This window comes from Paracoccus rhizosphaerae, from assembly GCF_026162645.1.
GTDB classification, from domain to species: domain Bacteria; phylum Pseudomonadota; class Alphaproteobacteria; order Rhodobacterales; family Rhodobacteraceae; genus Paracoccus; species Paracoccus rhizosphaerae.
Map to the genome: position 1 here is coordinate 25,826 of NZ_JAOTBE010000023.1, position 26,089 is coordinate 51,914.

The 26,089-nt window shown below is 66.2% G+C and carries 22 protein-coding genes and 2 pseudogenes; 8 read left to right on the forward strand and 16 right to left on the reverse strand.

The genetic code is table 11. From position 1 onward, the window contains the following. Window positions 1-508: 508 nt before the first annotated feature. On the reverse strand, window positions 509-2,104 hold the full coding sequence (locus OC184_RS10050; RefSeq protein WP_265507064.1) for a peptide chain release factor 3: 1,596 nt from the start codon (window positions 2,102-2,104) through the stop codon (window positions 509-511). A gap of 139 nt (window positions 2,105-2,243) precedes the next feature. Here OC184_RS10050 and OC184_RS10055 point away from each other — a divergent pair, with 139 nt between their 5' ends. Then, on the forward strand, window positions 2,244-3,641 hold the full coding sequence (locus tag OC184_RS10055; RefSeq protein WP_265507065.1) for a hypothetical protein: 1,398 nt from the start codon (window positions 2,244-2,246) through the stop codon (window positions 3,639-3,641). 3 nt (window positions 3,642-3,644) lie between these two features. On the opposite strand, the gene OC184_RS10060 is transcribed toward OC184_RS10055, so the two are convergent. The 4 genes and pseudogenes from OC184_RS10060 to rplU all read right to left on the reverse strand — a co-directional run. Next, window positions 3,645-4,655 carry an LLM class flavin-dependent oxidoreductase gene (locus OC184_RS10060; RefSeq protein WP_265507066.1) on the reverse strand — a complete coding sequence of 337 codons (1,011 nt, stop codon included), beginning with the start codon at window positions 4,653-4,655 and terminating at the stop codon, window positions 3,645-3,647. Between the two features lie 69 nt (window positions 4,656-4,724). Further along, a complete protein-coding gene (locus OC184_RS10065; protein ID WP_378927305.1) occupies window positions 4,725-5,297 on the reverse strand; it encodes a GNAT family N-acetyltransferase in 573 nt (190 codons plus the stop codon). A gap of 118 nt (window positions 5,298-5,415) precedes the next feature. Continuing rightward, on the reverse strand, window positions 5,416-5,688 hold the full coding sequence (gene rpmA, locus OC184_RS10070; RefSeq protein WP_265507068.1) for a 50S ribosomal protein L27: 273 nt from the start codon (window positions 5,686-5,688) through the stop codon (window positions 5,416-5,418). Window positions 5,689-5,703: 15 nt separating this feature from the next. Continuing rightward, window positions 5,704-6,078: pseudogene (gene rplU / locus OC184_RS10075) on the reverse strand (50S ribosomal protein L21); the annotation flags it as partial. A 253-nt stretch (window positions 6,079-6,331) separates the two neighbouring features. On the opposite strand from rplU, the gene OC184_RS10080 reads away from it, so the two are divergent. Continuing rightward, window positions 6,332-7,291: a zinc-binding metallopeptidase family protein gene (locus OC184_RS10080; RefSeq protein ID WP_265507070.1), complete on the forward strand. Its 960-nt coding sequence runs from the start codon at window positions 6,332-6,334 to the stop codon at window positions 7,289-7,291. On the opposite strand, the gene OC184_RS10085 is transcribed toward OC184_RS10080, so the two are convergent. Continuing rightward, the gene (locus tag OC184_RS10085) at window positions 7,292-9,103 is read right to left on the reverse strand and encodes an ABC-F family ATP-binding cassette domain-containing protein (protein ID WP_265507071.1); all 1,812 of its coding nucleotides are present in this window, start codon (window positions 9,101-9,103) and stop codon (window positions 7,292-7,294) included. A gap of 112 nt (window positions 9,104-9,215) precedes the next feature. On the opposite strand from OC184_RS10085, the gene OC184_RS10090 reads away from it, so the two are divergent. Further along, a complete protein-coding gene (locus tag OC184_RS10090) occupies window positions 9,216-10,214 on the forward strand; it encodes a Fe(3+) ABC transporter substrate-binding protein (RefSeq protein WP_265507072.1) in 999 nt (332 codons plus the stop codon). Window positions 10,215-10,310: 96 nt separating this feature from the next. Further along, a complete protein-coding gene (locus tag OC184_RS10095; protein ID WP_265507073.1) occupies window positions 10,311-11,249 on the forward strand; it encodes a nucleoside hydrolase in 939 nt (312 codons plus the stop codon). Here OC184_RS10095 and OC184_RS10100 read toward each other — a convergent pair. The 8 genes from OC184_RS10100 to pyrH form a co-directional block, all read right to left on the reverse strand. Next, window positions 11,208-11,915: an OmpH family outer membrane protein gene (locus OC184_RS10100; RefSeq protein WP_265507074.1), complete on the reverse strand. Its 708-nt coding sequence runs from the start codon at window positions 11,913-11,915 to the stop codon at window positions 11,208-11,210. The genes OC184_RS10095 and OC184_RS10100 overlap by 42 nt on opposite strands. Beyond that, window positions 11,915-14,227: an outer membrane protein assembly factor BamA gene (bamA, locus tag OC184_RS10105; protein WP_265507075.1), complete on the reverse strand. Its 2,313-nt coding sequence runs from the start codon at window positions 14,225-14,227 to the stop codon at window positions 11,915-11,917. The genes OC184_RS10100 and bamA overlap by 1 nt, the downstream gene beginning before the upstream one ends. A gap of 93 nt (window positions 14,228-14,320) precedes the next feature. Next, entirely contained in the window at window positions 14,321-15,649 is a 1,329-nt protein-coding gene (rseP, locus tag OC184_RS10110) for an RIP metalloprotease RseP (protein WP_265507076.1), read from the reverse strand. Continuing rightward, complete coding sequence (dxr, locus tag OC184_RS10115) at window positions 15,646-16,803, reverse strand: 1-deoxy-D-xylulose-5-phosphate reductoisomerase (protein ID WP_265507077.1); 1,158 nt, start codon at window positions 16,801-16,803, stop codon at window positions 15,646-15,648. The genes rseP and dxr overlap by 4 nt, the downstream gene beginning before the upstream one ends. A gap of 3 nt (window positions 16,804-16,806) precedes the next feature. Then, window positions 16,807-17,652 carry a phosphatidate cytidylyltransferase gene (locus OC184_RS10120; protein ID WP_265507078.1) on the reverse strand — a complete coding sequence of 282 codons (846 nt, stop codon included), beginning with the start codon at window positions 17,650-17,652 and terminating at the stop codon, window positions 16,807-16,809. Continuing rightward, window positions 17,649-18,389 carry a polyprenyl diphosphate synthase gene (gene uppS, locus OC184_RS10125; protein WP_378927310.1) on the reverse strand — a complete coding sequence of 247 codons (741 nt, stop codon included), beginning with the start codon at window positions 18,387-18,389 and terminating at the stop codon, window positions 17,649-17,651. Before uppS ends, OC184_RS10120 begins: the two co-directional genes overlap by 4 nt. 7 nt (window positions 18,390-18,396) lie before the next feature. Next, entirely contained in the window at window positions 18,397-18,960 is a 564-nt protein-coding gene (gene frr, locus OC184_RS10130; protein WP_265507079.1) for a ribosome recycling factor, read from the reverse strand. 141 nt (window positions 18,961-19,101) lie between these two features. Continuing rightward, complete coding sequence (gene pyrH, locus OC184_RS10135) at window positions 19,102-19,827, reverse strand: UMP kinase (protein WP_265507080.1); 726 nt, start codon at window positions 19,825-19,827, stop codon at window positions 19,102-19,104. A gap of 81 nt (window positions 19,828-19,908) precedes the next feature. Between pyrH and miaA the strand changes: the two genes are divergently transcribed. Together miaA and OC184_RS10145 are read left to right on the forward strand one after the other, a co-directional pair. Further along, on the forward strand, window positions 19,909-20,817 hold the full coding sequence (gene miaA / locus OC184_RS10140) for a tRNA (adenosine(37)-N6)-dimethylallyltransferase MiaA (protein WP_265507081.1): 909 nt from the start codon (window positions 19,909-19,911) through the stop codon (window positions 20,815-20,817). Between the two features lie 264 nt (window positions 20,818-21,081). Next, the gene (locus tag OC184_RS10145; protein WP_265507082.1) at window positions 21,082-21,930 is read left to right on the forward strand and encodes an AraC family transcriptional regulator; all 849 of its coding nucleotides are present in this window, start codon (window positions 21,082-21,084) and stop codon (window positions 21,928-21,930) included. Window positions 21,931-22,029: 99 nt separating this feature from the next. Here OC184_RS10145 and OC184_RS10150 read toward each other — a convergent pair whose 3' ends face one another. Then, a complete protein-coding gene (locus tag OC184_RS10150) occupies window positions 22,030-22,788 on the reverse strand; it encodes an RlmE family RNA methyltransferase (protein WP_265507083.1) in 759 nt (252 codons plus the stop codon). Continuing rightward, the gene (locus OC184_RS10155; RefSeq protein ID WP_265507084.1) at window positions 22,788-23,909 is read right to left on the reverse strand and encodes a Ppx/GppA phosphatase family protein; all 1,122 of its coding nucleotides are present in this window, start codon (window positions 23,907-23,909) and stop codon (window positions 22,788-22,790) included. The genes OC184_RS10150 and OC184_RS10155 overlap by 1 nt, the downstream gene beginning before the upstream one ends. Before the next feature lie 122 nt (window positions 23,910-24,031). Between OC184_RS10155 and OC184_RS10160 the strand changes: the two genes are divergently transcribed. Together OC184_RS10160 and OC184_RS10165 are read left to right on the forward strand one after the other, a co-directional pair. Continuing rightward, window positions 24,032-25,483, forward strand: a complete 1,452-nt coding sequence (locus tag OC184_RS10160) for a TrkH family potassium uptake protein (RefSeq protein ID WP_265507085.1) — start codon at window positions 24,032-24,034, stop codon at window positions 25,481-25,483. 57 nt (window positions 25,484-25,540) lie between these two features. Then, window positions 25,541-26,089, forward strand: a pseudogene (locus tag OC184_RS10165) (hypothetical protein); the annotation flags it as partial.

A 26,089-nucleotide genomic window follows, 5' to 3' on the forward strand; every position in this document is an offset into this window, starting at 1 on the left:
CCAACAACATGGTTGCGTTCGCTGCATCGCCCTGCGGCGCCGGGTGGGCCAGCGGGTTGGCCGTGATGCCTTCGAAGTGCGTCCGTTCCACGATCCGCGCCCGACGCGCCGGTCGCAGTTGATGGCACCCGACTCCAGGCCCGCATGGCTGACGCGCCATTCCGAGCCGGTAACCGGAATGCAGACGCTCGCGGATCGCAATCCCTCTCTCCGTAGCCAATGCCTGAAGCACCACGTCCGCGTTCCCGGTGTGCCGCCGAAAACGCTCTGCCACCCCTTCGTCGAGCCTGTCGAGCGCCTTCGACCGACAGGCTGCCGTCTGAAACTCCGATGTCAAAGGTCCGCGTTGACGGTCAGCTGTGCGGCAGAGCAGTTCGCCGACCCCGAACCGGCTCCCTGCCGACTCCCATGCGATTGACAACGGAAGCCGGCAGGTCTGATGCTGTGACTGCGCAAGCGGAAATGCTTGTGACACTCGGGAGTGCCGCTCGATCCGGTCACAGGCAGCCTAGATCATCATCTCCTTCGTCGCCGTCAGCTTCAGGTCGGGGTGGTCCCGACCGATGCGGTCGATGTCCCACTGCAGGCGCGTCAGATAGACCAGGTCGCCGTCGTGGTCGTGGGCCAAGTGGCCCTTGTTGGCCTCGGCGAAGGTCGCGACCTTGTCCTTGGGTCCCGCCACCCAGCGGGCCGAGGTGAACTGGCTGCCTTCGAAGCGCACGGGGATGCCATATTCCAGTTCGATCCGGCTGGCGAGAACCTCGAACTGCAGGGCACCGACGACGCCGACGATGAAGCCCGAGCCGATGACCGGCTTGAAGACCTTGGCTGCGCCCTCCTCGGCGAACTGCATCAGCGCCTTCTCCAGGTGCTTGGCCTTCATCGGGTCGGTCGCGCGCACCGATTGCAGCAGCTCTGGGGCAAAACTGGGAATGCCGGTGAAGCGCAGCGCCTCGCCCTCTGTCAGGGCGTCACCGATGCGCAACTGGCCGTGGTTCGGGATGCCGATGATGTCGCCGGCCCAGGCTTCCTCGGCCAACTCGCGGTCGGCGGCAAGGAAGAGGACCGGGTTCGATACCGCCATCGGCTTCTTGGAGCGGACATGAACCATCTTCATCCCACGCTCGAAGTGCCCCGAGGCAAGGCGCACGAAGGCCACGCGGTCGCGGTGCTTGGGGTCCATGTTGGCCTGCACCTTGAAGACGAAACCGGTCACCGGCGTCTCTTCCGGCGAGATCTCGCGGTCGGCACTGTTCTGCGGCTGCGGGGGCGGCCCGTATTCCGCGATGCCCTTCATCAGCTCCTGCACGCCGAAGCTGTTGATCGCGCTGCCGAACCAGATCGGCGTCATGTGCCCTTCCAGGAAGGACCGGCGGTCAAAGGCGGGCAGCAGCTCACGCGCCATCTCGACCTCTTCGCGCAGCTTCGCCAGAAGGTCGGCCGGGACATGCGCCTCCAGCTTCGGATCGTCCAGACCGGCGATCTTGATCGACTCGGCGACCTTGTTGCGGTCGGCGCGGTCCATGAGTTCAAGCCGGTCGTGCAACATGTCATAGCAGCCGATGAACTCGCGCCCGACCCCTATGGGCCAGGATGCCGGGGCCACGTCGATTGCCAGGTTCTCTTGGATCTCGTCGATGATCTCGAACGTGTCGCGGCTTTCGCGATCCATCTTATTACAGAAGGTCAGGATCGGCAGGTCGCGCAGGCGGCAGACCTCGAACAGCTTGCGGGTCTGGCTTTCGACGCCCTTGGCGCCGTCGATGACCATAATCGCCGCGTCCACCGCGGTCAGGGTGCGGTAGGTGTCTTCGGAAAAGTCGCTGTGGCCCGGCGTATCGACCAGGTTGAAGCGATGTCCGTCAAAATCGAACGACATTGCGGATGCCGAGACAGAGATGCCGCGGTCCTGCTCCATCTTCATGAAGTCCGACCGCGTGCGCCGCGCCTCGCCCTTGGCACGCACCTGTCCGGCCATCTGAATGGCGCCGCCATACAGCAGGAATTTCTCGGTCAGCGTGGTCTTGCCGGCGTCCGGATGCGAGATGATCGCAAAGGTCCGACGGCGGGCGATTTCGGGCGGAAGTTCAGGGCGGTTGCTCATGCGCCGGGCTTTATCGCGCCTTCGGCCCCGGCGCAATTGCCGCGATGAAGCCTGCATCGTGTCGAATTGTCTGCAAGCGCCGCTTGATCGGTGCCGTTCCGACGGTCTTGATCCGGGGAACGACCTGACGGGGCAGAGAATGGACGGCTCGCTCAACCAGTTGATGCGCCTGCTTGCGAACCGCGGCACCGAGTGGCTGCGCCAGAAGATCCTGGAGTTGCCCGCAGACTGCCCGATCGATCATCCCGGCATTGGGCTGCTGGCCAGGGCCGGACGGATCGCCGCCATCCTGACGGGGCTGCGCGGCCGCATCTCTCCGCTGGAGGTGATCGTGCAGCGCCGCCTGACGCCGGCGCTGGTCAGGGCAGGCGCGGCACGGGTGATCGCTGGCGACCGCGCCGAGGCGATGGTCGACCTGATGCTGGCCGGGGCTCTTGTCGCGCGCAGCGATCCGCTGTGGCAGCTTGCAATCGAGGAGCTTTCGGACGACGATACCCTGCCGCTGGCCTTCCGGCTGGCGCTGTCGGATGACCCGGATCTGATGCATCAGGTCGAAGCATCACTGACGCGGCCGCTGCTTCCCTGTAACGGCGCGCATGTCATTCGCATCACCGAACAGGTGATGCAGCTTTTCCAGCACGGGGCAAGGCGGCCACGGCTGGGGGCGCGGACCGGCAGGGTCATTTACGACCAGTTTATGGACATGGCCAAGCACTCGCGACGAACGAACTGCGTGCAGTCGCAGGCCGGACTGGCGGTGTGCCTGTGCCTTCTGGATCCGGATCATGACCTGTCAGGAATGCTGCCAGACATGATCCAGCTGCAGCGGCCCGATGGGTCGTTCCCGCCCCGGCTTGGCTTTTCGGACAGGGACCAGGGATTTGCGGACGCGGCGCTGCCAACGCTTGCGGTCGTGCTGGCGCTGCACATGGCCGTGTATCGCCGCTGGCGCGGTGCACGGCCGGTATGGCTGTCGTCGCGCCCACTGCAGCAGGCCTTGAAGGAAGCCGCCCGGGCGGTATCCAGATTGGCCGGCCCGGCCGCGCCGGCGGATGCCGCCATCCTGCTGACCTGCGCAACCGGGGAAAACTGGCTGCTGCGCCTGTCGCCGCCACGCCCTTCCAGCGCCGAAATACCGCACCTGGCCGCGCTCTGCTTTCGCGACGCGATTGCAGCGCGGCACCTGCGCCAGTGGCTGAACGGGGGCGCAGAGATGCCGGCCGCGACGCCGCACGGCCGCTGGCTGCAGGGCCGTTTGGTAATGCTGACCAAGCCGCCCGATGCCCTGCTGGCGCTATGGCAGCGGGCAGCCATCGCCTGCGATGAGGACGGCTTCATGACCTGCGTCCGCCTCGCCAGCTATCATCACGACATCCCCCAGACGGCTTCAATGCGCAGGATGACACGCCGGCTGGCCGCAAATGCGCTGGTTGGCTGCCACACTGCCAGCCTGACCGATGCGACCGCACATTTGGGACGGCTGGTGCTGCTCGCACGGCTCTCCCCGCAGCCGGCGATCACCGCCATGGCTGCTTGAGCCTCAGGCGGCCTCCGACAGCTTCAAAGCACCCGCGGCTTTCGCCGCGATTTCGAAGCTGCGAAGGCGCGCGGCGTGATCGTGGATCTGCCCGGTCAGGATCAACTCGTCCGGCTGATAGGTCTCAACCAGACGACCCAGCTGCTCGCGGACCTGCGCTTCATCCCCGACGGCGCTGATCCTCAGCGCGCGGTCAACTGCCTGCCGCATCGGCGCGCCGATCTCAGCGTCGATGTCGCGAACCGGACGCGGCAGCTTGCCGGGCATGCCCGTCCGCAGCCGCGCGAAGGCCAGCTGCATTGTCGTACGAAGATACGCGGCCTCCTCGGCATCCTCGGCGGCAAAGACATTTGCGGCCAAGATGGCGTAAGGCCTGTCATTCCAGGGCGAGGGCCTGAACCGGTCGCGATAGATCTTCAGCGCCTGTTCAAGATCGTCTGGTGCGAAGTGGCTGGCAAAGGCGTAAGGCAGGCCCAGATGCGCAGCAAGCTGCGCACCGAACAGGCTGCTGCCCAGGATCCAGATCGGAACATTGGTATCTTCGCCCGGCAGCGCCCTGACGGGCGCGCCCGGCCGCGCCGGTCCCAGGTAATCCAGAAGCTCCACGACATCCTGCGGGAAGCTGTCGGCCATCGGGTCGCGGCGCAGGGCGCGGATCACCGCGCCGTCACCTCCTGGCGCCCGCCCCAGCCCAAGGTCGATGCGCCCCGGAAAGGCTGTTGCAAGCGTCCCGAATGCTTCGGCCACGGTCAACGGCGCGTGGTTCGGCAGCATGATGCCACCCGCGCCGACGCGGATCGTGCCGGTTGCCTGCGCCACCAGACCGATCAGCACCGCCGTGGCGGCGCTGGCAATGCCCGGCATGTTGTGATGTTCGGCCAGCCAGAACCTGTGATAGCCCCACCGCTCGGCGTGCTGCGCGAGGTTGATGGTGTTGCGGATCGCATCCTGGGCGGTCTGCCCCTCGGGCACCGGAGACAGATCAAGGATCGAGAACGGAAGTGTCTGTGTCATCATCTGCAAATAGGGCGGAAGCAACGCATTGCAAGCCGCCCTTTTTGCAGTTCGCGCAAGAATGGCCGCTCAGCCCATCCGGCGCAGATAGGTCCAAGTCGGCACCCGCGCGCCACGCGCAACCGACCAGCTTTCGGCGTCGCCCAGATAGACGAAACCGCAGTTGGTCAGAACCCGTGCCGATCCGGGATTGTCCTGGAACGCTTCGGCAAAAAGGGTCCGTGCGCCGTGCGGGTTCGCCGCGGCCAGCGCCTCGACAGCCTCGGTCGCGAAGCCGGTGTTCCAGAAACCCGCGCCGATCCAGAAACCCAGCTCGGACTGGTCACCCTCCATCCGGGTCAGCGACACGACACCCAGAAGCTCGGCCAGCTTATTGTTCGACCCGTCAATCGCCCAGACATCCTCGGCCCGGTCGGCCGCCAGGGCCCGGGCGACGAAACTTTCCGACGCGCCGCGCGGCAGCGGGTGCGGTATGGCGCGAGTGCCTTCGGCCACGCGCCGGTCGGCCGTATAATGGGCAATCATGCCTGCATCCGACGGACGCAGGGGGCGCAGGGTAAAGCGCTCCGTCTGGATGACAGGCTGCGTCAGCAGCCCTTCGACGACGGGCTTGAGGTCGTCCAAACGGCTTCCCTCCCTCATAGGTGCAGACATCACCATGTTCCCTCCCCGGAAACTGGTCCAAAATGATGCGATCAAAACGGCACGGGGGACCGGCCTTCGCCGATCCCCCGTTTAACATCCAGATGTTACGCTTGGGTTACTCGGCGGCTTCAAGGCCGGCGGGAATCACCGAAATGAAGGTACGCCCCTTGAGGCCCTTCTTGAAGGTGACATGACCGTCGGTCAGCGCGAACAGCGTGTGATCCTTGCCCATGCCGACGTTCGTGCCCGGCCACCAGGTGGTGCCGCGCTGACGGACGATGATGTTGCCCGCGACGGCGGCCTGGCCGCCGAACAGTTTCACGCCAAGGCGGCGGCCGGCGGAATCGCGACCGTTGCGGGAGGAACCGCCTGCTTTCTTGTGTGCCATGGGTCGTTCTCCTTAGGCTTCGGCGGCTTCGACGGCCGGTTTCGCACGTGCACCGACCGCGGCCTTCACGCCGGTCTTGTCGGCACCCTGGTCCAGCACGTCCGTCACCCGCAGCAGCGTCAGCTGCTGACGGTGGCCGCGGGTCCGCTGAGAGCTGTGCTTGCGGCGGCGCTTGACATAGGTGATCACCTTGTCGGCCTTGATCTGGTCGATCACCTCGGCTTGGACGCAGGCGCCCGAGACGAGCGGCGCACCGAGGGTCGAGCCGACCATCAGAATGTCGTTGAACTGGACTTTTTCACCAGCCGCGGCTTGCAGCTTTTCGACGCGGAGGACATCGCCCGCCTGCACCTTGTACTGCTTGCCGCCAGTTTTCAGAACCGCGAACATCGCTTCTTTCCTTCATAAACCGCGTCCTGCGGCCCCTGCCCTTCGGCAGATGTTGCCGGGTTGCCCCGCCTTCGGACTGCGCACCCCATGTTCGGGATGTCATTCAATACAAATTCCGGCCACGGGCGCAGGCCCGGCCGGTCCGGGGCATATGGCGCATCGTCCGCCGCAAGTCAAGCGGGTGCGGAACCCGGCCGCCCGGCGCGGGCTTGTGTCAGTCCGCGGCCCCACGCAATACAGGACCCTCTGTCCCATGCAACGCTTCAACTGCCCCATGTGCGGGACACGCGCCTATTTCCACAACCTCACCTGCGCCTGCGGGACGCAGTTGTTCTTCGACCCCCAGACGGGGCGGATGACAGCCAATGCCCCGGCCTGCGCCAATCGCGCCAGCATCGCCTGCAACTGGGCCGCGCCGCTCGATGATGCTCTCTGCCCGTCCTGCGCTATGTCCGAGGTCGTGCCGGTGCTGAATGTCGGCGACAACCTGCAGTTGCTGGCCCGTGCCGAACGCGCCAAGCGTTGGGTGCTGGCAAACCTGGCGCGGTGGGGCTGGTTTACCGGCGACGATCCGGGGCGCCGGCCGCGGTTCCTGATGCTGTCGGAACAGACCGAAGGGCGCAGCCAGCAGATCACCATGGGTCACGCCGCCGGAGAGATCACCATCAACGTGACCGAGGCGGACGAGCTGATCCGGCTCCAGCGCCAGCGTGACCTCGGCGAACACTACCGCTCTATGGTGGGCCATTTCAGACACGAGCTGTCGCATTTCCTCTTCGACCGCCTTTCAGCCGATCCGGCCTTTCCGCCCGCCTTCCGCGAGATCTTCGGCGACGAGCGCGCCGATTATGGCGCTGCGCTGAAGCGCCATTATGCCGACCCGCAGGACCCTGGCGAGGATTTCATCACGGCCTATGCCACCGCCCATCCGCACGAGGACTGGGCCGAGACCTCGGCCCACCTGCTGCACCTGGTGGATTTCAGCGACAGTTTCGTCAGCGCCGGGCTGTCGATGCCGGGCGTCCCCGCCGACTTCAGCCCCTATGACGAGGTCGACTGCACCCGCCTGCTGCCCGTCGCGGCCGAGATCGCCATCGCGATCAACGACATCAACAGGGCGCTGGACAACAGCGACCTCTATCCTTTCGTGCTGACGGGGCCCGTGCGCGACAAGCTGGCGTTCGCGCATCGCTGGCTGCGCGGGACGCGCTGATCAGCCGGCCTTCTCCTCAAGCGTCAGCCACTCCTCCTCGGCATCCGCCAAAGCGGCCTGACGGTCGGAGAGGGCGAGGCTGGCCTTCTCGAACTTGGCCGGAGCCTTCGTGAAGAGGTCCGGGTCCGACAGGAACTCTGACAGCTTGGCGATCTCGGCCTCCAGCCGTTCGATGACGCCGGGCAGCGCCTCCAGCCGGTGCTTTTCGGTAAAGCTCAATCCCGCCTGCGCGGGCTTGGACTTTTCGGCAGGGGCCGCCGAGGGACGCAGAGCGGGACCGGGCGCCGCCGTCTCGGGCCTGTCCTCGCCGCGCTGCGCCTGATAGTCCGTCCACCCGCCGGCATAGACCGTTGCGCGACCGTCCCCCTCCATCGCGACCGTCGTGTCGGCCACGCGATCGATGAAATCCCGGTCGTGGCTGACCAGCAGGACCGTGCCGTCATAGTCGCCCAACAGGTCCTGCAGCAGGTCCAGCGTCTCGACGTCCAGATCGTTGGTGGGTTCGTCCATCACCAGCAGGTTCGACGGCTTGGCCATCAGCCGCGCCAGCAGCAACCGCGCCTTTTCGCCACCAGAAAGGCTGCGGACGGGTGCACGGGCCTGCGCGTCGTCGAACAGGAAGTCCTTGAGATAGGCCACGACATGCTTGGGCGTGCCGCGCACCATCACCTGATCCGCCCGCCCGGAAACCCGCATCTCGGGGTCACCGGTCAGCGACTCCCAAAGGCTCTGGTCGGGGTTCAGGGCCGCTCGGGCCTGGTCGAAAACGGCGATCTCTAGATTGGTGCCCAGAGTCACCCGCCCCTCGTCCGGCGCGATCTCTCCGGTCAGCATCTTGATCAGCGTGGTCTTGCCGGCGCCGTTCGGACCAACGAAGGCGATGCGGTCGCCGCGCTGGATGCGCAGATCGAACGGCCGCAGGATCGTCCGGTCGCCGAAGGTCTTGGCGATGCCCTGCGCCTCGATCACCTTCTTGCCGGACTGCGGGCCCGAGTCCAATGCCATCGCTGCGGTGCCCTGACGGCGGATCTGCGAACTGCGTTCGGCGCGCAGCGCTGCCAGCGCGCGCACGCGGCCCTGGTTTCGCTTCCTGCGAGCGCTGATGCCTTCGACGGCCCAACGGGCCTCGGCCTTGATCTTGCGGTCAAGCTTGTGGCGGGCGTCGTCCTCGGCGGCCCAGGTCGCCTCGCGCCAGTCCTCGAAACCCTCGAAGCCCCTCTCCTGCCGCCGCACCTCGCCACGGTCGATCCACAACGTGGCGCGCGTCAGGCGGCGCAGGAACGCGCGGTCGTGGCTGATCAGCACGAAGGCCGCTCGAGTCTGCGACAGGTGCTCCTCCAGCCAGCCGATGGCCTGGATGTCCAGGTGGTTCGTCGGCTCGTCCAGCAGCATCAGTTCCGGCGCCTGCGCCAGCAGCCGCGCCAGCGCCGCGCGCCGCCGCTCACCACCTGAGGCCGTCGCAACCGGCCGGACGGGATCGAATTTCAGCCCTTCGGCGGCCATGTCGACACGGTAACCCTCGCCCTCGGGCAGGCCGTCGCGAGCGAATTCGCCAAGCGTCTCATAGCCCGAAAGGTCCGGGTCCTGCTCCATGTAACCGGTCGAGATACCAGCCGACAGCACGACCTCGCCCCGGTCAGGCTCGACCAGGCCGGCCATGACCTTCATCAGCGTCGATTTGCCGGACCCGTTGCGGCCGACCAGCGCGACGCGGTCGCCGGGCTGGACGGTCAGCGACAGGCCGTCGAAAACAGGATCGCCGCCATAGGTCAGCGAGATGTCGGAAAGTTGCAGAACGGGTGCGCGTGCCATGCCTGCGCCCTAGCCTGCGGCCCGGCGATGGTCAATGCGTCGCAGGGCGTGGTAGAGGTTGACAATTACAGTCGGACAATTCATCAATCGCGGCGATACAGGAGGACTTTCCATGCGATATCTGATCCTTGCCTCGATTCTGGGCAGCACTGCCGTTCCCGCCCTTGCCCAAGAGGTGAACGTCTATTCCCACCGCCAGCCCGAACTGATCCAGCCCCTGATCGACGCCTTCACGGCCGAGACCGGGATTCCCGTCAACATCGCCTTCGTTGACAAGGGCATGGTCGAACGCCTTCAGGCCGAAGGCGACCGTTCGCCCGCGGATCTGGTGCTGACCGTGGACGTTGCGCGGCTTGGCGAACTGAAGGATGCCGGCGTCCTGCAGGCCGTCAAGGACGAGGCTCTGGACGTGATCCCCGAGCGGCTGCGCGACGACCAGAACCAGTGGTTTGGCCTGACCACCCGCGCCCGCATCGTCTATGCCAGCAAAGAACGCGTAGCCGACGGCGAGGTGACCACCTATGAGGATCTGGCCGATCCGAAATGGAAAGGTCGCATCTGCACGCGCAGCTTCACCAACGACTACAACGTCGCGCTGACCGCCGCCTATCTGGCCCATCACGGCGAGGAAGAGACCCTGTCCTGGCTGGAAGGTCTGAAGTCGAACCTGGCCAAGCGCCCCGAGGGTGGCGACCGCGATCAGGTCAAGTCGATCTGGGCTGGCGAATGCGACATCAGCCTGGGCAACACCTACTACATGGGCGCCATGCTGAAGGACGACGAACAGAAGCAGTGGGCCGACGCGGTTCGCATCGTCTTCCCGACCTTTGAGGACGGGGGCACGCATGTGAACGTTTCTGGCATGGGGATGACCGCTTCGGCCCCGAACCGCGACGCCGCCCTGCAGCTGATGGAGTTCCTGGTCAGCGACGAGGCGCAGCGCATCTATGCCGAGACGAACAACGAATTCCCGGTCAAGGACGGCGTCGAAGCCTCTGAACTGGTGGCCAGCTGGGGCGAGTTCACCCCGGACGACCTGCCGCTGACCGAGATCTCGGACCTGCGCCCGCAGGCGCTTGACCTGATCGAGCGGGTCAATTTCGACGGCTGACCCGGCATCAGGTGACGCAGGGGAAGGCGCAGGCAAGGCTTGCGCCTTTTTCTGTCGTGGAGCATTGATTTGCGCGCCAACTAAGGAGTTTCCCGCATGCCGCACAAGATCATCATCGACACCGATCCGGGTCAGGACGACGCGGTGGCGATCCTGCTGGCGCTGGCCTCGCCCGAGATCGAGGTCCTAGGGATCGTCGCGGTTGCCGGAAACGTGCCGCTGTCGCTGACCAGCTTGAACACCCGCAAGATCGTCGAATTGGCCGGGCGGACCGACATTCCGGTTTTCGCCGGCTGCGACCGGCCCCTTGTGCGTGACCTGGTCACGGCCGAGCATGTCCACGGCAAGACCGGCCTCGACGGCACGGACCTTCCCGATCCCACAATGCCCTTGCAGCCGCAGGACGGCGTCGACTTCATCATCGAGACCCTACGCCGAGAGCCCGCCGGTACAGTCACGCTGGTGCCCATCGGCCCGCTGACGAACATCGCGATGGCGTTCCGCCGGGCGCCGGACATCGCCGCGCGCGTGCAGCAAATTGTCCTGATGGGTGGAGCATACTTCGAGGTCGGCAACATCACCCCGGCGGCCGAGTTCAACATCCATGTCGATCCCGAAGCCGCGGCCGAGGTGTTCGCCGCAGGCGTGCCGCTGGTCGTCATGCCGCTGGACGTCACGCACAAGGCGCTGACCAGCCGCGACTGGGTTGACCGGATGCGCGACCTCCCGAACCGTTGCGGTCCGGCCGTGGCAGGCTGGACGGACTTCTTCGAACGCTTCGACACCGCCAAATACGGCAGCCTCGGCGCCCCGCTGCACGACCCCTGCACCATCGCGTGGCTGCTAGAGCCTGACTTGTTCCAGGGTCGCGAGATCAACGTCGAGATCGAGACGGAAGGCCGCTGGACCACCGGCATGACCGTCGCCGACTGGTGGCGCGTCAGCGGACGGCCTGCCAACGCCCTGTTCCTCAGGGACGTTGACCGCGACGCCCTATTCGACCTGATCAGCGATCGGATCGCCCGTCTGCCCTGACTCGGCGGGTTCGGCCTGCGGTATCGGCACGGCACCCTCGCCGTCGCCGATCCCCGCGTCGAGCGCGGTGATCAGATCGTTCGTGATGTCGATCGCGTCCAGTGACACGAAGACCGTCCGGCGATCCAGCACCGCGACCGCGCCGCGGTCCTGCATCACCTCGCCCATCACCGGCAGGGCGGCACGGAAGAACGCCTCTCGGTCGGCATCGGCCCAGGCATTCAGCGCCTGCACCGCTTGCGCCCGCTCTCGGCGTATCTGCGTTGCGCGGCGGTCGAAATCCTCGGCCAGGCGGCGGAACTCGGCTGGCGGCAGCGTGGCGCGCTGCGCGGTCAGGGCGGCTTCCTCGGTCGAAAGCAGTTCTGTCAGGCGCTCATTCTCGGCCGCGATGACCTGCCCCTCGGCCTCAAGACGGAACTGGGCGCGCAGGCCCCAGGAGGATGACAGGTAAAGCGCGTCCTGGTCCAGCGTCAGCACTGGTGCGGCGGGTTGCGGCCCCACCTCGTCGGGGGCGGCAATGGTGCTGTTCGGCAGATCGACCTCGGGCCGGGCGGACTCGACCTGCGGGACCTGGGGCTGCAGGGGCGCAGGCTCCTGCGCGCCGGCCGGCAGGGCCAGGCCCCCGGCCAGCGCCAGGGCGGATAGAAGACGCCCTGCCGACCTCATCAGAACGTCGTCTGGATGGTCAGGTCGAAGTTCTGCTCCTCGTCATAATCCTCCTTGCGGATGGTCTGCGAGAAGTTGAAACGCAGCGGCCCGATGGGCGTCGTCCAGAAGATCGATGCCCCGACCGCGGCGCGAACATACATGTCGTCATCGATCGTGACGGGCACGCCGCCCGGCGTGACATAGCTGGTGTCGTCCAGACCCCAAAGAGAACCCACGTCTGCGAACAGCCCGCCCTGGATGCCGTATTCCTCGGGCAGGCCGATCGGAAATTGTGCCTCGGCCCGCGCCGCCCAGTAATAGTTGCCGCCGATGGCGTCCTGGTTCTCGGCCACCAGGTCGCGGGGTCCATAGCCGTTCGGCTCGAACCCGCGGATGCGGTTGCCGGTGCGGAAGCGGTCCAGAATCCAGGTCGAATAGTCACCATAGGTATAGATCGCCCCGGCCTCGACTTCTCCGCGCAGGGTCACGTTCTGGCGCCAGGCGGTGCTTTCCACGCCAGCCAGTGCCGTCGTCGTCACCGTCTTCGTATCACCGCCAGCGCCCGCGAAGTCTTGCGCGAAGCGGAAGCGATAGGCGGTCAGCGGGTCCAGCCCCGTGCGGCGCGAGTCCCAGTTGTAGGTATAGCCGATGGCCGAGGTGAGACGTGTCCCCGCCTCTTCCTGAAGCAGCAGCGAGCTGTCGGTGGTGACGTTATCCAGCTTTTCTTCCGAGATGCGATAGCGCAGTTCGACCCGCCCGTTTTCCGACACCGGAAACTCGATCGACGGCTGGATGCGGATGATCCGCGTGTCGTAGTCCGAGTTCAGGTCGTCGGTTTCGTTGTAGCTGGCGGCAAAGCCGAAGCGCAGGTCGCGGCCGAGGAAGAACGGCTCGACGAAGTTGATGCCGGCGGCGCGATCGCCATCTGCCGTCGAGATCTGCAGTCCAAGGGTCTGGCCGCGGCCCAGGAAATTCCGCTCGGTCAGCGAGGCGTTCAGGCCAACTCCCGAGTTGACGCCATAGGACGCGCCGAAGGACAGCGAGCCTGTCGGCTGCTCCTCGACCGCCACGCCGACGATGACCTGGTCCGGCGAGCTGCCCTGGCGTGTCTCAACCTGAGCGTCTGCGAAATACCCCAGTGCGCGAATACGCTCGGCCGAGTTGCGGATCTCGCGCGGGTTGAACGGGTCGCCTTCGACGGTGTTGAACTGCCGGCGGACCACCTGGTCCAGCGTCGTCGTGTTGCCCTCGATGTCGATACGCTCGACGAAGATCCGCTCACCTCGGGTCAGGGCGAAGGTCAGGTCCAGCGTCTGGCTCGACGGGTTGCGGGAGATGCGGGGTTCGATGCTGACGAAGTCGAGCCCCTGCTGGATCGCCACCGTCTCCATCCGGCGGATGGTGGTGTCAATGTCCGAGGGATTGTAGACCGCGCCCCGGCGGACACGATTCTGCTCCGCGAACAGCGACGCATCCACGCCCGGGATCTCGGAGACCGTATCAACGCGGCCGAAGCGATAGCGCGGGCCTTCTTGGATGTTGAACGTGATGAAGAACGCGTCGCGTTCGCGCGCGATCTCGGGCGCGACGGCCTGCACGCGGAAATCGGCATAGCCGCGCGAGCGATAGAAATCGGTCAGCAGCTGTTCGTCCAGCGGGATGCGTTCGGGCGCGAAGGTGTCGCGGCGGATGAAGGTCCGCAGGATGCCCGCCTGCTTGGTCTGCAGCACGTCGCGCAGCCGGCGGTCCGAAAAGGCCCGGTTGCCGGTAAAGCTGATGCGCTCGATCTCGGTCACCGCGCCTTCGCGGATCTCGAAGACCAGGTCGACGCGGTTGCCGCTGCGGCGAATGATCCGGGGATCGACGCGGGCCGACAGCCGCCCCTCGGCCGCGTAGACTTGGGCGATGGTCTGCGCGTCTTGGATCGCTTGGCTGGGCTGATAGACGCGGCGGGCGCGGCTTTGGACGATCTCGGCCAGGCGGGCGTCGTCGACGCGGCGATTGCCCTCGAAGCTGATCTGGTTGACGATCGGATATTCGCTGACGCGCACCACCAGCTGCCCGCCCTCGGGGATCAGTTCGACTGTTTCGAACAATCCGGTGTTCTGCAGGCGTTGCAGTGCGTCGTTCACCTCTCCGGGGCTGACGTCCTGGCCGCGCGGCAGGTTCAGGGCCGACAGGATCGTTCCGTCCTCGACCTGCGCGTTGCCTTCAATGCGGATATCGTTGAAGACCAAGGCTAAGACCGGCCCCGGCGCCAAGCCCGCGGGCACAGTGATTGCCAAGGCCGTCATCAGCGCCACCGCGCGCTTGCCGAGTTTCCGTGTCATCGCAGCCCCTCATGCCTGCCGCCCGTGCCGGGCGTCTTGTTTTGCCTTTTCCTCTAGCCCCAACTGGCCCGGCCTGTCAAAACCGCATCGTCGTCAGGGGCAGAAAAGATCGTTGCTCAGGCCGAAGAGCATCAGTGACAGCACCGCAGCCATTCCCGCCGCGGTCAGCACGCCCAGCACCTTTTCCGAGGGCGGGCGGCCGCTGATCGCCTCGTAGGCGTAGAAGACAAGATGCCCGCCATCCAGAACAGGGATCGGCAGCAGGTTCAGGAACCCGATGGCTGCCGACAGGACCGCGATCCACCACAGGAAGTTCGCGCCGCCCGCGCTGGCCGCCTGTCCGGTGCTTTCAGCGATACTGATCGCGCCGCCCAAGTTGCAGGTTCCGATCTGCCCGGAGATCATCGCCCAGAGCCCGGTCAGCGACGACACGATGATCCCCCAGGTCTGCGCGGCGCCCAGTGACAGCGCCTCGACCGGGCCCACGCTGCGGGTCTGCGGCGTGAAAAAGCCCTCGCCCCCGGTGACACCGATCAGCCAGCGCTGCTCGAACCCGCCCTCGACGGGAAGATCCGACAGCTTGGGCCGCAGCGTGACATCGACTTCGCCCGCGCCTTCGCGCCACAGGCGCAGCTGCAGCGGATCGCCACCCGCCTCCTCGACGGCATCGCGCATCTGGGTGAAGCGCGTCACCGGCCGGCCGTCAATGGCCAGCACCACATCGCCCGCGCGGATGCCAGCATCGGCTGCAGCACTGCGGGGCGCGACGCCGCTGATGCGCGCAGGCATCGGGTCGGGGCCTGTCACCGTCACGGTCTCACCGTTGCGTTCGACTTGCCAGCGCTGCTGCGGGGCGACGGCCAGGACGTCGCCCGCAGCGCCCAGATCCGACCATGTCTCGACCGCGACGTCACCGACCCTCAGGATACGGTCGCCGGGCTGCAGCTGGTTCTGGATCCCCGGCGGGGCGCTGATGACAGTTCCGACGCGAACTTCGGTCGTGGGCAGCCCCTGGAGCAGCGCAAAGCCGCCGAAGACAAAAATCGACAGGATGAAGTTAAAGACCGGCCCCGCCAGCAGCGTTGAGGACCGCGCCCAAAGCGGCGCACCCTGCAAAGTCTGCCGTCGCAGCGCCGGATCGACCGCGCGTCCGGGCCCGGCGCTGGCGACATTGTCGTCGCCCAGAAAGCGCACATAGCCGCCCAAAGGCAGCGCCGCGACCTGCCAGACCGTGCCGCGCCTGTCGCGTCGAGCCGCAAGCCGCGGCCCGAAACCGATCGAGAAGACCTCTGCCCGGATGCCGGACCACCGGCCGACAATATAATGGCCGTATTCGTGTACGGTCACGATCACCGCCAGCGCCACGACGAAGGATGCCAGCGTCCAGAGCGTACCCGCAGTCTGTGCCAGAAAATCGGTCATGCGGCGACCTTTCGTCTGGCAAGCGCGTCCCAATGAAGGACGGTCGGCAGGTCGTCTGGCGCCTGCGAAAAGCCGGGTTCGGCCGACAGCGTCTCGAGCACCGCCTCGACCCGCGGCGCCATCTGGGTGAACCGGATGCGGCCCGCGATGAAGTCGTCCAGCGCCTGCTCCTTGGCCGCGTTGAAGACCGCGCCGGCCGCGCCTCCGGCGGCCATGACCTCGCGCGCGAGGCGCAGCGCGGGCCAGCGAACCTCGTCCGGGGCGCGGAAGGTCAGCGTTCCAAGCGCCGCCAGATCCAGCGGCGCCACCGGCAGGGCCCGGCGTTCGGGCCAGTGCAAGGCATAACCGATGGCGTGGCGCATATCTGGTGCCCCAAGATGCGCAATGCTGCCGCCGTCGACATGAGTGACCATTGCATGAATGATGGATTCTGGGTGGACCAGAACCTTGATCCTGTCTTCATCAAGGCCAAAAAACTCTTTGGCTTCGATGACTTCCATGGCCTTGTTGAACATTGATGCGCTGTCGATGGTGATGCGCTGCCCCATGGCCCAGTTCGGATGGGTCGAGGCCTCGGCCACTGTGGCGGCAGCCAGCCGCTCCAGCGGCCAGTCACGAAACGCGCCGCCAGAGGCGGTGATGGTCACATCCTTGACAGACTCTAGGTTCTCTGCCCCAAGGGCTTGAAATATAGCAGAATGCTCGCTGTCGACTGGCAGGATGGTTGCCCCCGAGTTCGCACCAGCACGCCTCAGCAGCGCACCCGCGCAGACCAGTGACTCCTTGTTGGCAAGGGCCAGGGTTCCGCCTTGCGCCAGCGCGGTCAGACCGGGCGCCAGCCCCGCGGAACCGACGATCGCGGACAGCGTCCAGTCGGCCGGACGCGCAGCCGCTTCGTTAAGAGCGGTCTCTCCGGCCATCGCCTCGACGCCGCTGCCTTCCAAGGCTTGCCGCAGGTCGTCCAGCAGATCGTCATGTGCGGTAACGGCGACTTCGGCCCTCAGCTCTCGGGCCATCTGCGCCAGGCGGCCGATGTTGCGGCCACCGGTCAGCGCCACGACGCGATAGGCATCCGCCCCACCGCCGCGACGGATGAGGTCGACGCCGTTCATACCGACCGAACCGGTCGCCCCGAAGATCGAGATGCGTCTCATCCGTCAGCCCACCACGGGAAGTTGTGTCAGGATGCCGATCAGCATGGTCGCCAGAACCGCGCCGGTCACTGCGTCAAACCGGTCCATGAAGCCGCCGTGGCCGGGGATCAGGTTCGAACTGTCCTTGACCCCTGCCCGCCGCTTCAGCCAGCTTTCCGCGATGTCGCCCATCTGGCCCGCGAAGCAGACCAGTGGCGAGACCCAGACCAGCGCGATGTCGCCGTGATTGGTCAGCGAGAGAAGCGCACCGAAGAGACAGGTCCCGATCCATCCGGCGACCGTGCCGGACCACGTCTTTTTCGGGCTGAGCTTCGGCCAGAACTTGGGGCCGCCTAGAATGCGGCCGAAGAAATAGCCGGCCGTGTCCGAGATGATGATGACCCCCATCAACCACAGAACGAAGCTGAGGCCATAGGTCTCGCGGAAACCGACGAGGCCATAGGCAACCAGCAGGATCGCGGTCCCGAAGATCGCATAGGTACCGCGGTCACGCGCGGCGGCGCCAGGCAGGCCCAGCAGGATCGGCAGCAGCAGCGCCGTCCAGGCCAAGGGGTGAAACTCGGTCAGTGCCAGGGCCTGCGATACGCCGGCGATCGACGCCAGCGCGATGGGACGGCTGCGTCCGAACAGGGTGACATGGCGCGCCGGATGTTTCCACCCGGTCATCGCCGCCAGTTCCCAGAAGGTGATGGCCGAGATGACGGCCATCCCCAGCCGCAGCCAGATGCCTTGCGCCACCGCCAGCAGCACGCCGATCGCCAGAAGAACCAGCGTCGAGGCGACGCGGCGCGACAGGTCCGCCCATCGGCCGGACGGCGGCGGTGGCGCTTTGCCGGTCGCGCCCGTCATGCGCCTCCGAAGCGCCGGTCGCGCAGGCCGAAGCGGTCCAGAATGCGGGACAGGTGTTCGGGCGTGAAGTCTGGCCAGAGCGTCGGCGTGAATTCGTATTCCGCATAGGCCGCCTGCCAGGGCAGGAAGTTCGAGGTCCGCGTCTCGCCCGAGGTGCGGATCACGAGGTCCGGGTCCGGATGGCCCGCGGTGTCGAGACAAGCCTCGAGATCGGCCTGCGTCGCCTCGGTGACATCGCCCTGGGCAATCCGCGCCGCCAGACGGTTCGACGCCCGCAGCAACTCGTCCCGGCCGCCATAGTTGATCGCCACGGTCAGGTTCAGCCGCGTGTTGCCCGCCGTCCGCGCCTCGATCGAGGCCATCAGGTCCTGCAGCTTGCGGTCCAGCCGGTCGCGCCCGCCGATGAAGCGCAGGCGCACGCCTTCGGCCGCCATACCCTGAGCCTCGTGCTGGATATAGCGGCGGAAGATTTTCATCAGACCCAGGACTTCCTCGGTCGACCGCTTCCAGTTCTCGGTCGAGAAGGCATAGATCGTCAGCCAATCCACGCCCAGATCCGGACAGGCGCGGGCGATCTGCTTCACGCGCTCGGCGCCGCGGCGATGGCCGACAAGGCGCGGCCAGCCGCGCTCGGTCGCCCAACGGCCGTTTCCGTCCATGATGATGGCGACGTGGCGCGGCCGTGCGCCCGCCGCGCCGCCCGCCATCTTGCCCCCTACGTCCTGCGCCAGTTCCATGATGGTGTCAGACCTGCATGATTTCGGCCTGCTTGGCCGTCAGCGCCTCGTCGACCGACGCGATCATCCGGTCGGTCAGGGACTGGATCTCGGTTTCCCAGAACTTCTGGTCATCCTCCGGCATGCCGTTCGACTTGCCCTTCTTGACCTGGTCCATGCCGTCGCGGCGCACGTTCCGGATCGAGACACGGGCGCTTTCAGCATATTGCGCCGCGACCTTGGTCAGCTCACGGCGACGCTCCTCGTTCAGTTCGGGGATCGGCAGCATGATGATGGTGCCGTTCAACTGCGGGTTGATGCCCAGGCCGCTTTCCCGCAGGGCCTTCTCGACCTTGCCGACCATGGCCTTGTCCCAGACGTTGATCGTCACCATCCGCGGTTCGGGCACGTTGACGGTGCCCAGCTGGTTGACGGGCGTCATCTGGCCATAGGCCTCGACCTGCACAGGCTCGATCATCGAGGCCGAGGCGCGGCCCGTGCGCAGGCTTGCGAATTCCGAGCGCAGGCTTTCCATGGCGCCCTTCATGCGCCGTTCCAGATCGTCGATATCGATTTCGATGTCCTCAGCCATGTCGGACTGCCTCTGCTTTGGATTTTCGTTGCTTGTAACCACTATGTCGCAGGTTGGCAAAGCCTTTGCCCAAGGCTTGCCGCCTGTCGACACAACCCACGGGACCAGTGGCCGATCACCGCGAGTTCCACGGGGAGAACGTCAGTTGTGGACGCGGGTATAGGTCCCCCGACCTTCCAGGATGGTGCGGAAGCCACCCAGCTGGTCCAGCGAGAAGACAATGATCGGCAGCTTGTTGTCGCGCGCCAGGGCAATGGCCGAGGCGTCCATGACGCCCAGGTGCTTCTGCAGCACCTCGTCATAGCTGACGTCACCATAGCGCTTGGCGTCGGCGAACTTGACCGGGTCCTTGTCATAGACGCCGTCGACCTTGGTGCCCTTGAAGATCGCCTCGCAGTTCATCTCGGACGCGCGCAGCGTCGCCGCCGTGTCGGTCGTGAAATAGGGGTTGCCGGTGCCGGCGGCGAAGATCACGATCCGCTTCTTTTCCAGGTGCCGGATGGCGCGGCGGCGGATGTAGGGCTCGCAGACCTCGTCCATGCGGATGGCGCTGATGACGCGGCAGTGCAGGCCCTTTGCTTCAAGCGCGGACTGCATCGCCAGCGCGTTCATCACGGTGGCCAGCATGCCCATGTAATCTGCAGTGGTCCGCTCCATCCCTTGGGCGCTGCCCTGCAGGCCACGGAAGATGTTGCCGCCGCCGATCACCATGCAGACCTCTACACCCATGGCCTGGACAGCCTCGACCTCGTTGGCGATGCGGGACACGGTGGGCGGGTGCAGGCCATAGCCCTGGTCGCCCATCAGCGCCTCGCCCGAGATCTTCAGCATCACGCGGCCATACTGCCTGGGGGTCTCGGTGGTCATCGGGGGGCTCCTGTCGCCGGTCGCTTTCATCGGGGCGGTAAATGTCGCAAAAGGGCCGCAGGTTCAACTGCCGGATGGCCGATGCGCGACCCAGACCTGACACAGATCGATCCCTCGCGCCACCTGCTGATCGCCGGGCCGACGGCCAGCGGCAAATCGGCGCTGGCGTTGGCCGTCGCGCGGGCGCAAGGCGGTTTGGTGGTCAATGCCGACGCGCTTCAGGTCTGGTCGTGCTGGCGGGTTCTGACCGCCCGCCCCACCACGGCGGACGAGGCCATGGCGCCGCACGCGCTTTACGGCCACGTCGCGCCAGGGCGTTCCTACTCGGTGGGCGACTGGCTGCGAGAGGTGCAGGAACTGACGGGCCGGCGGCTGATCGTCGTCGGGGGCACTGGCCTTTACCTGACGGCGCTGACGCGGGGGCTGGCGCGGATCCCGCCCACGCCGCCGGACCTTCGCGCCGCAGCAGACGCGCGGCTGAGGCAGGAGGGGGGTCTGGAAGGCATGGTGCGGGACCTCGACGACGCGACTCGCGCGCGGATCGACCTGCAGAACCCCGCCCGCGTCCAGCGCGCATGGGAGGTGCTGCAGGCGACCGGCCGCGGCATTGCCGATTGGCAGGCCGAGACCCCGCCCCCCCTGATGGCGCCGGACGATTGCCAGCGGGTGCTGATCACCACTGACCGCGACTGGCTGGCGGACCGGATCGCGATGCGATTTCGCGCGATGCTGGATTGGGGCGCGCTGGACGAGGTGCGGGCCATGCTGCCCGTCTGGGACCCGCAGGCGCAATGGGCCAAGGCCATCGGCGCGCCGGAACTGGTCGAGCATCTCCAGGGGCGGCTGACCCTGCCCGAGGCGACCGAACGTGCGATCATTTCATCACGTCAATACGCCAAGTCGCAGAGGATCTGGTTCCGGGGCCGGATGAAGGACTGGCATCTGTGGCGCGCCGGCAACGCCGGCGTGCATCCACTGCCCGAATCATGAAACCAAGCCGGCTGTCGTTGAGTTTCTCTGCAGATAGGCGATAATTCGCCTACGGACTTTGCAGATCGGACGCAGCAGATGTCGCTTTGGGATCGCACTGGCTGGCAGGGAGGATTCCCGTTTTCGCCGACGCGGCTTCGGCCGCCGGATCGAAGCGCGTCAGTCCAAGGCGCGACCAATGGCGTGACGGCCGCCAGCGTTCCGGACGCCGGGGCACCGCCGCGTCCCTGGACGGCAAGCGACGCACCGCTCGGCCGGATTCGAATGCCGGAAGCGCTGACCGTGCGGACGACACCTGCGTCCCGCAGGATCACGCCACGTCGCGCCGGCCTGAGGCTGGTTCCCCTTCCCGCCTTCGGCTGGACCGGGACGGATCCACAGGCGCAGCCGCGGACGCGCACTGAACACACGCTGATCTGGGTCACGGAAGGCCGGATGCTTCTGCGGTTTCCGCGACAATCGGTGGTGCTGGGGCCCGGCGACGTGCGCTATATCCCCGCCGGTACGGCCTTCGCGGCGCGGACCGATTTGGGGACCGACGGTTATGTGCTGACGCTCTCTCCAAGTCTGACAATTCAAGTTGATCCGCCGATGCCGGCTGCCGCATTCTCCGGCAGCATCGGGCATGCAAGCGACGCGATGCTGGTAAACCTGCGCGAGCTGGCCGAGGAGGCCGCGCGCGCACCGGAAGGAAAGGCCCTGACCTGCCAGTTGAGCCTGCTGTCGCTTCGCCTGTCGCGCCTTGATCCTGAACAGGATCACCATTCAAGCGGGCACGCGCCGGTTCCGGACCGTCCTCTGGTCGACCGCTTCCTGGCGCTGGCCGCAACCGAGTTGGGGGACGGCCGCACGCTGGCGGACATGGCCCAGGACCTAGGCACCACGCTGACGCACCTGGATCGCGCCTGCGCCGAGACGCGCAGCCAGCGTGCCATCGACGTCCTGAACGACCTGAGGCTGGAGCGTGCGGCCGAGCTTCTGTGCCATACCGACCGGCCGATGGCACGGCTGGCGCTGGATCTGGGATATGTCAGCCACGCCCACTTCACCCGCGCCTTCGTGGCCGCGACCGGCCGGACGCCGGAGGCCTATCGCAGCCAGATGAGAGAGTGACGGGCGCCCTGCCCAGACATCGCGCCCATCCTGAGCGGGGGCCTGCCGTGCATACTTCAGGGGCGCGGAAGGGGCCGACGCTTGGTCGATCAGGCCCAGTCAGAGATCCCGCTCGTCCTCACCTCGCTCCACGTCGCGCCCCCTGAAGCCCGTCGCAACCACGAACTTCTCGGACGAATCGCTGCGGCTGGCCGGCGGTTTGACGTTCGAGACCTTGGTGAAGTTGCGCTTGAGCATCGCCTGCATTTCGGTCTCGGCGCCGCCTGCAAGGACCTTGGCCACGAAGGTGCCGCCGGGCTCCAGCACGTCGAAGGCCAGTTGCGCCGCCGCTTCGACCAAGGCGACGATGCGAATGTGGTCGGTGCCCTTGTGACCAGACGACGCCGCCGCCATGTCGGACATGACAACATCGGCGGGGCCGCCCAGCCATCCCTTGACCTTGTCGTCGGCGCCCTCGGACAAGAAGTCCAGCACGTGTATCTCGGCCCCTGCGATCGGGTCGACCTCTTGCAGGTCAAGCCCCAGGACGCGGCCGATCTTCTTGCCGGATTTCTCGCCCAAGGCGTTCACGCGGGCCACGGCCACCTGGCACCAGCCGCCGGGGGCGCAACCCAGGTCGACCACGCGCGCACCGGGAACAAGGAAACGATACTTGTCGTCCAGCTCGATGATCTTGTAGGCCGCGCGACCGCGATAGCCCTCTCGCTTGGCGCGCGAGACATAAGGATCGTTCAGCTGCCGCTCCAGCCAGAGCTTCGAGGACATCTTGCGGCCCTTGGCGGTCTTCACCCGCACCTTCAGGTCGCGCGTGCCGCGGCCGCTGGTCTTGCCCGTCCGGCTGGTCGGTTGCTTCGTCATCATGCCACTCCGTTCAGTCCGTCAGGCGTCAGCACCCCATCGCGCACCATTTGGGCATAAAGCAACCCCTCGCGCAGGCCGCGGTCCGCGACCGACAGCTTGTTGGTGGGCCAGACGCGCATCAGCGTCTGCAGGATGGCGGCGCCCGACATGATCAAGGCGTGCCGTTCGCGCCCGATGCGCGGATCAGCACGGCGCCCGTCAGGTCCCAACTGCAGATAGCTGTGGATCACCCGGTCGATCTGGTCGCTGGTCATCTCAAGTCCGTCAACCTTGGTCCGGTCGTATCGACGAAGACCCAGGAAGCTGGCCGCGACCGTGGTGACCGTCCCCGACGTCCCGATGATCTGGAACCCCCCGTCGGGCGAGCCGTCGGCATAGGGGGTGAAGTTCGCCAGCGCCTCCTCGAAGAACCACGACATCAGCGCGAACCGGCCCTGGTCATCCTCGACATCGGCGAACTGGTCGCGCAGGGTCGCCACGCCTAGAGGGACGCTGATCCAGTCGACGACCCGCGCCCCGCCGGGCTGCGGGTTTCCGAACCCGTCAGACAAGCGCATGATCGCGCGCGGGCGTTCCTTGGGCTCCACGTCCTCGAGGTCGATCCAGACAAGCTCGGTCGAGCCCCCGCCAATATCGACGACCATCAGCGTTTCCGTCTTGTGGCTGACCAGCGGCGCGCAGCTGATGACGGCCAGCCGGGCCTCTTCCTCGGCTCCGATGATCTCGATCGGCAGGCCGGTCTCGCGGCGGATGCTGCGCAGAAAATCGCGGCTGTTCCTGGCGCGACGGCATGCCTCGGTCGCCACCAGGCGCATGTTACGCACCCGGTGCTGATCCAACTTGCGCCTGCAGACCTGCAGCGCATGCACGGTGCGCGCCATCGAACTGCGGGACAGCCGCCCCGAAGCTTCCAGCCCCTGACCAAGCTGAACCGGCTTGGAGAAGCTGTCGATGACCTGGAACTGACTGCCCGTCGGACGGGCAATCAGCATCCGGCACGAATTTGTCCCGAGGTCGAGGGCAGCATAAAGCGGCCCTTCCTCGGGGTGTCGGGTGCCCGACGGCTCGACCGTAGATCTCGGGAACGCGTCCGCACCCGCAGGACGCTTGGGCGCCATGACACACGCCCTCCGATGACAAGTTGTAGTTAACGTAACGCGGCGGGGCGGACCGTTCAAGGGGCGGCAGGCCCCGCACGCGGGCGCTTGACGGGGCGCGGGGGGGCGGGCAAGCAGGCGGAATGATCGACCTGCGTCCCGTGGCCCACCCGATTGGCAAGATCATCGTCACATTGGGTGCGGCGATGCTGCTGCCCATGATGGTGGACCTGTGGCAAGAGGACCCGCACTGGATGGTCTTTCTGGAGTGCAGCGCGATCACCAGCGTCGCCGGCCTGCTGATCGTCTTCGCGGCACGTGGGGATTCCCGGTCGCTGAAGATCCAGCAGGCGTTCCTGCTGACCTCGGGCCTGTGGGCGGTGCTGCCGGTCTTCGGCGCCCTGCCCTTTATCCTCGGCGCGCCAGGTGCCAGCCCGGTCGACGCGTATTTCGAGGCGATGTCGGGTTTCACGACCACCGGGACGACGGCGTTCCCCTCGCTGGACGACTTGCCCATGGGCACGCATCTGTGGCGGGCGCTGCTGCAATGGATGGGGGGCCTTGGGATTGTCGTGGTCGCGATGGTCTTCCTGCCCGTCATGAAGGTCGGCGGCATGCAGTTCTTTCGCTCGGAGGGCTTTGACACGCTCGGCAAGGTGCTGCCCCGCGCGGGCCAGATCGCATCCGAGATGTCGACCGTTTATCTGCTGATGACGGTCGCCTGCGCAATAACATTCATGGTGCTGGGGATGTCCGGCTTCGACGCGGTCGTCCATGCGCTGACGACCTGTTCGACCGGAGGGTTCTCGAACTATGACGCCAGCTTCGGGCGGTATCTGGGCGGGCCCGAATGGGCGGCCTCGGTCTTCATGGTCACGGCTTCGGTGCCCTTCATCCGGTTCGTGCAGGCGATGCGCGGCAATGTGGTGCCGTTGTGGCAGGACCGTCAGGTGCGCACATACCTGCGCTGGATCTTCTATGCCTGCGCGATCATCATCGTCTATCGACTGGTCTATCTTCAGGAAGACGCGCCCTTCGGAGAGATGGTGCGCGAGACCGTATTCAACACCATCTCCACCTTTTCAGGGACGGGCTTCGCCTCGACGGACATGACGGCGTGGGGGCACCTGCCGCTGGCGCTGCTGATCGTCGTCGGACTGATCGGCGGCTGTACCGGGTCGACGGGCTGCTCGGTCAAGATCTTCCGCTATCTGGTCCTGCTCGAGGCGGTGCGCGCGCAGATCCGCCGCATGCATTCCCCCCACCGCGTCTATCCCTTGCGCTATGAAGGCCAGCCGTTGGACAAGGACATCATCGATTCGGTGATGGCCTTCTTCACGCTCTTCATGCTGACCTTCGGCCTGCTGATCGTGGGGCTGGCGCTGACAGGCCTTCATCCCCGCACCGCGCTGACGGCGGCCTGGACGGCCATCGCCAATATCGGCCCCGCCTGGGGTCCCGAGATCAGCAGCAACGGATCGATCGTGGCCTTTCCCGAAAGCGCCAAGTTGCTGATGATCCTGGGCATGTACCTGGGACGCCTTGAACTGGTGTCAGTTCTGGTCCTGCTGCTGCCTCGCTTCTGGCGGGCATAGCTGCTTGATCCCAGGGTTTGATGGTGCGATCCTTTTTCAGGAATGGAAGGAAGCATTATGGGCCAGGTTCGTCACGGGAGCGCCACGACCACGCACGCCGTCAGAGCTGCAATAATGAGGGCTGGCCCGCCATCGGTCCGAGGGTCGGCCCGAATGATCGCAAGCTTCGCTCGCGACGCTGAGCCGGGAGCTGGGGATTAACCCCAAGACGGTTGCGAAGTGGCGCAAACGCCAGACGGTCGAGGATCTCAAGACGGGGCCGAAGGAGCCACGTTTGACGATCTTGACCGAGGCGGAGGAGGCGGCGATCGTTGCGTTCCGACGTCACACGCTGCTACCGCTTGACGACTGCCTCTACGCCTTGCAGCCCTCGATCCCACATCTGACACGCTCAGCGCTGCATCGTTGCCCTCAGCGGTGAGCCATTGCGGCGCCACCGGTTCAAGCCCAATGGCGAGTGCATCTCTCGACTGCCTGACATGGAAGGCGACAAGCCGAAGCGGTCGAAGTTCAAGCACTACCCTATCGGCTTCTTCCACATCGACATCGCCGAAGTGCAGACTGCCGAAGGAAAGCTCTACCTGTTCGTCGGCATCGACCGCACGA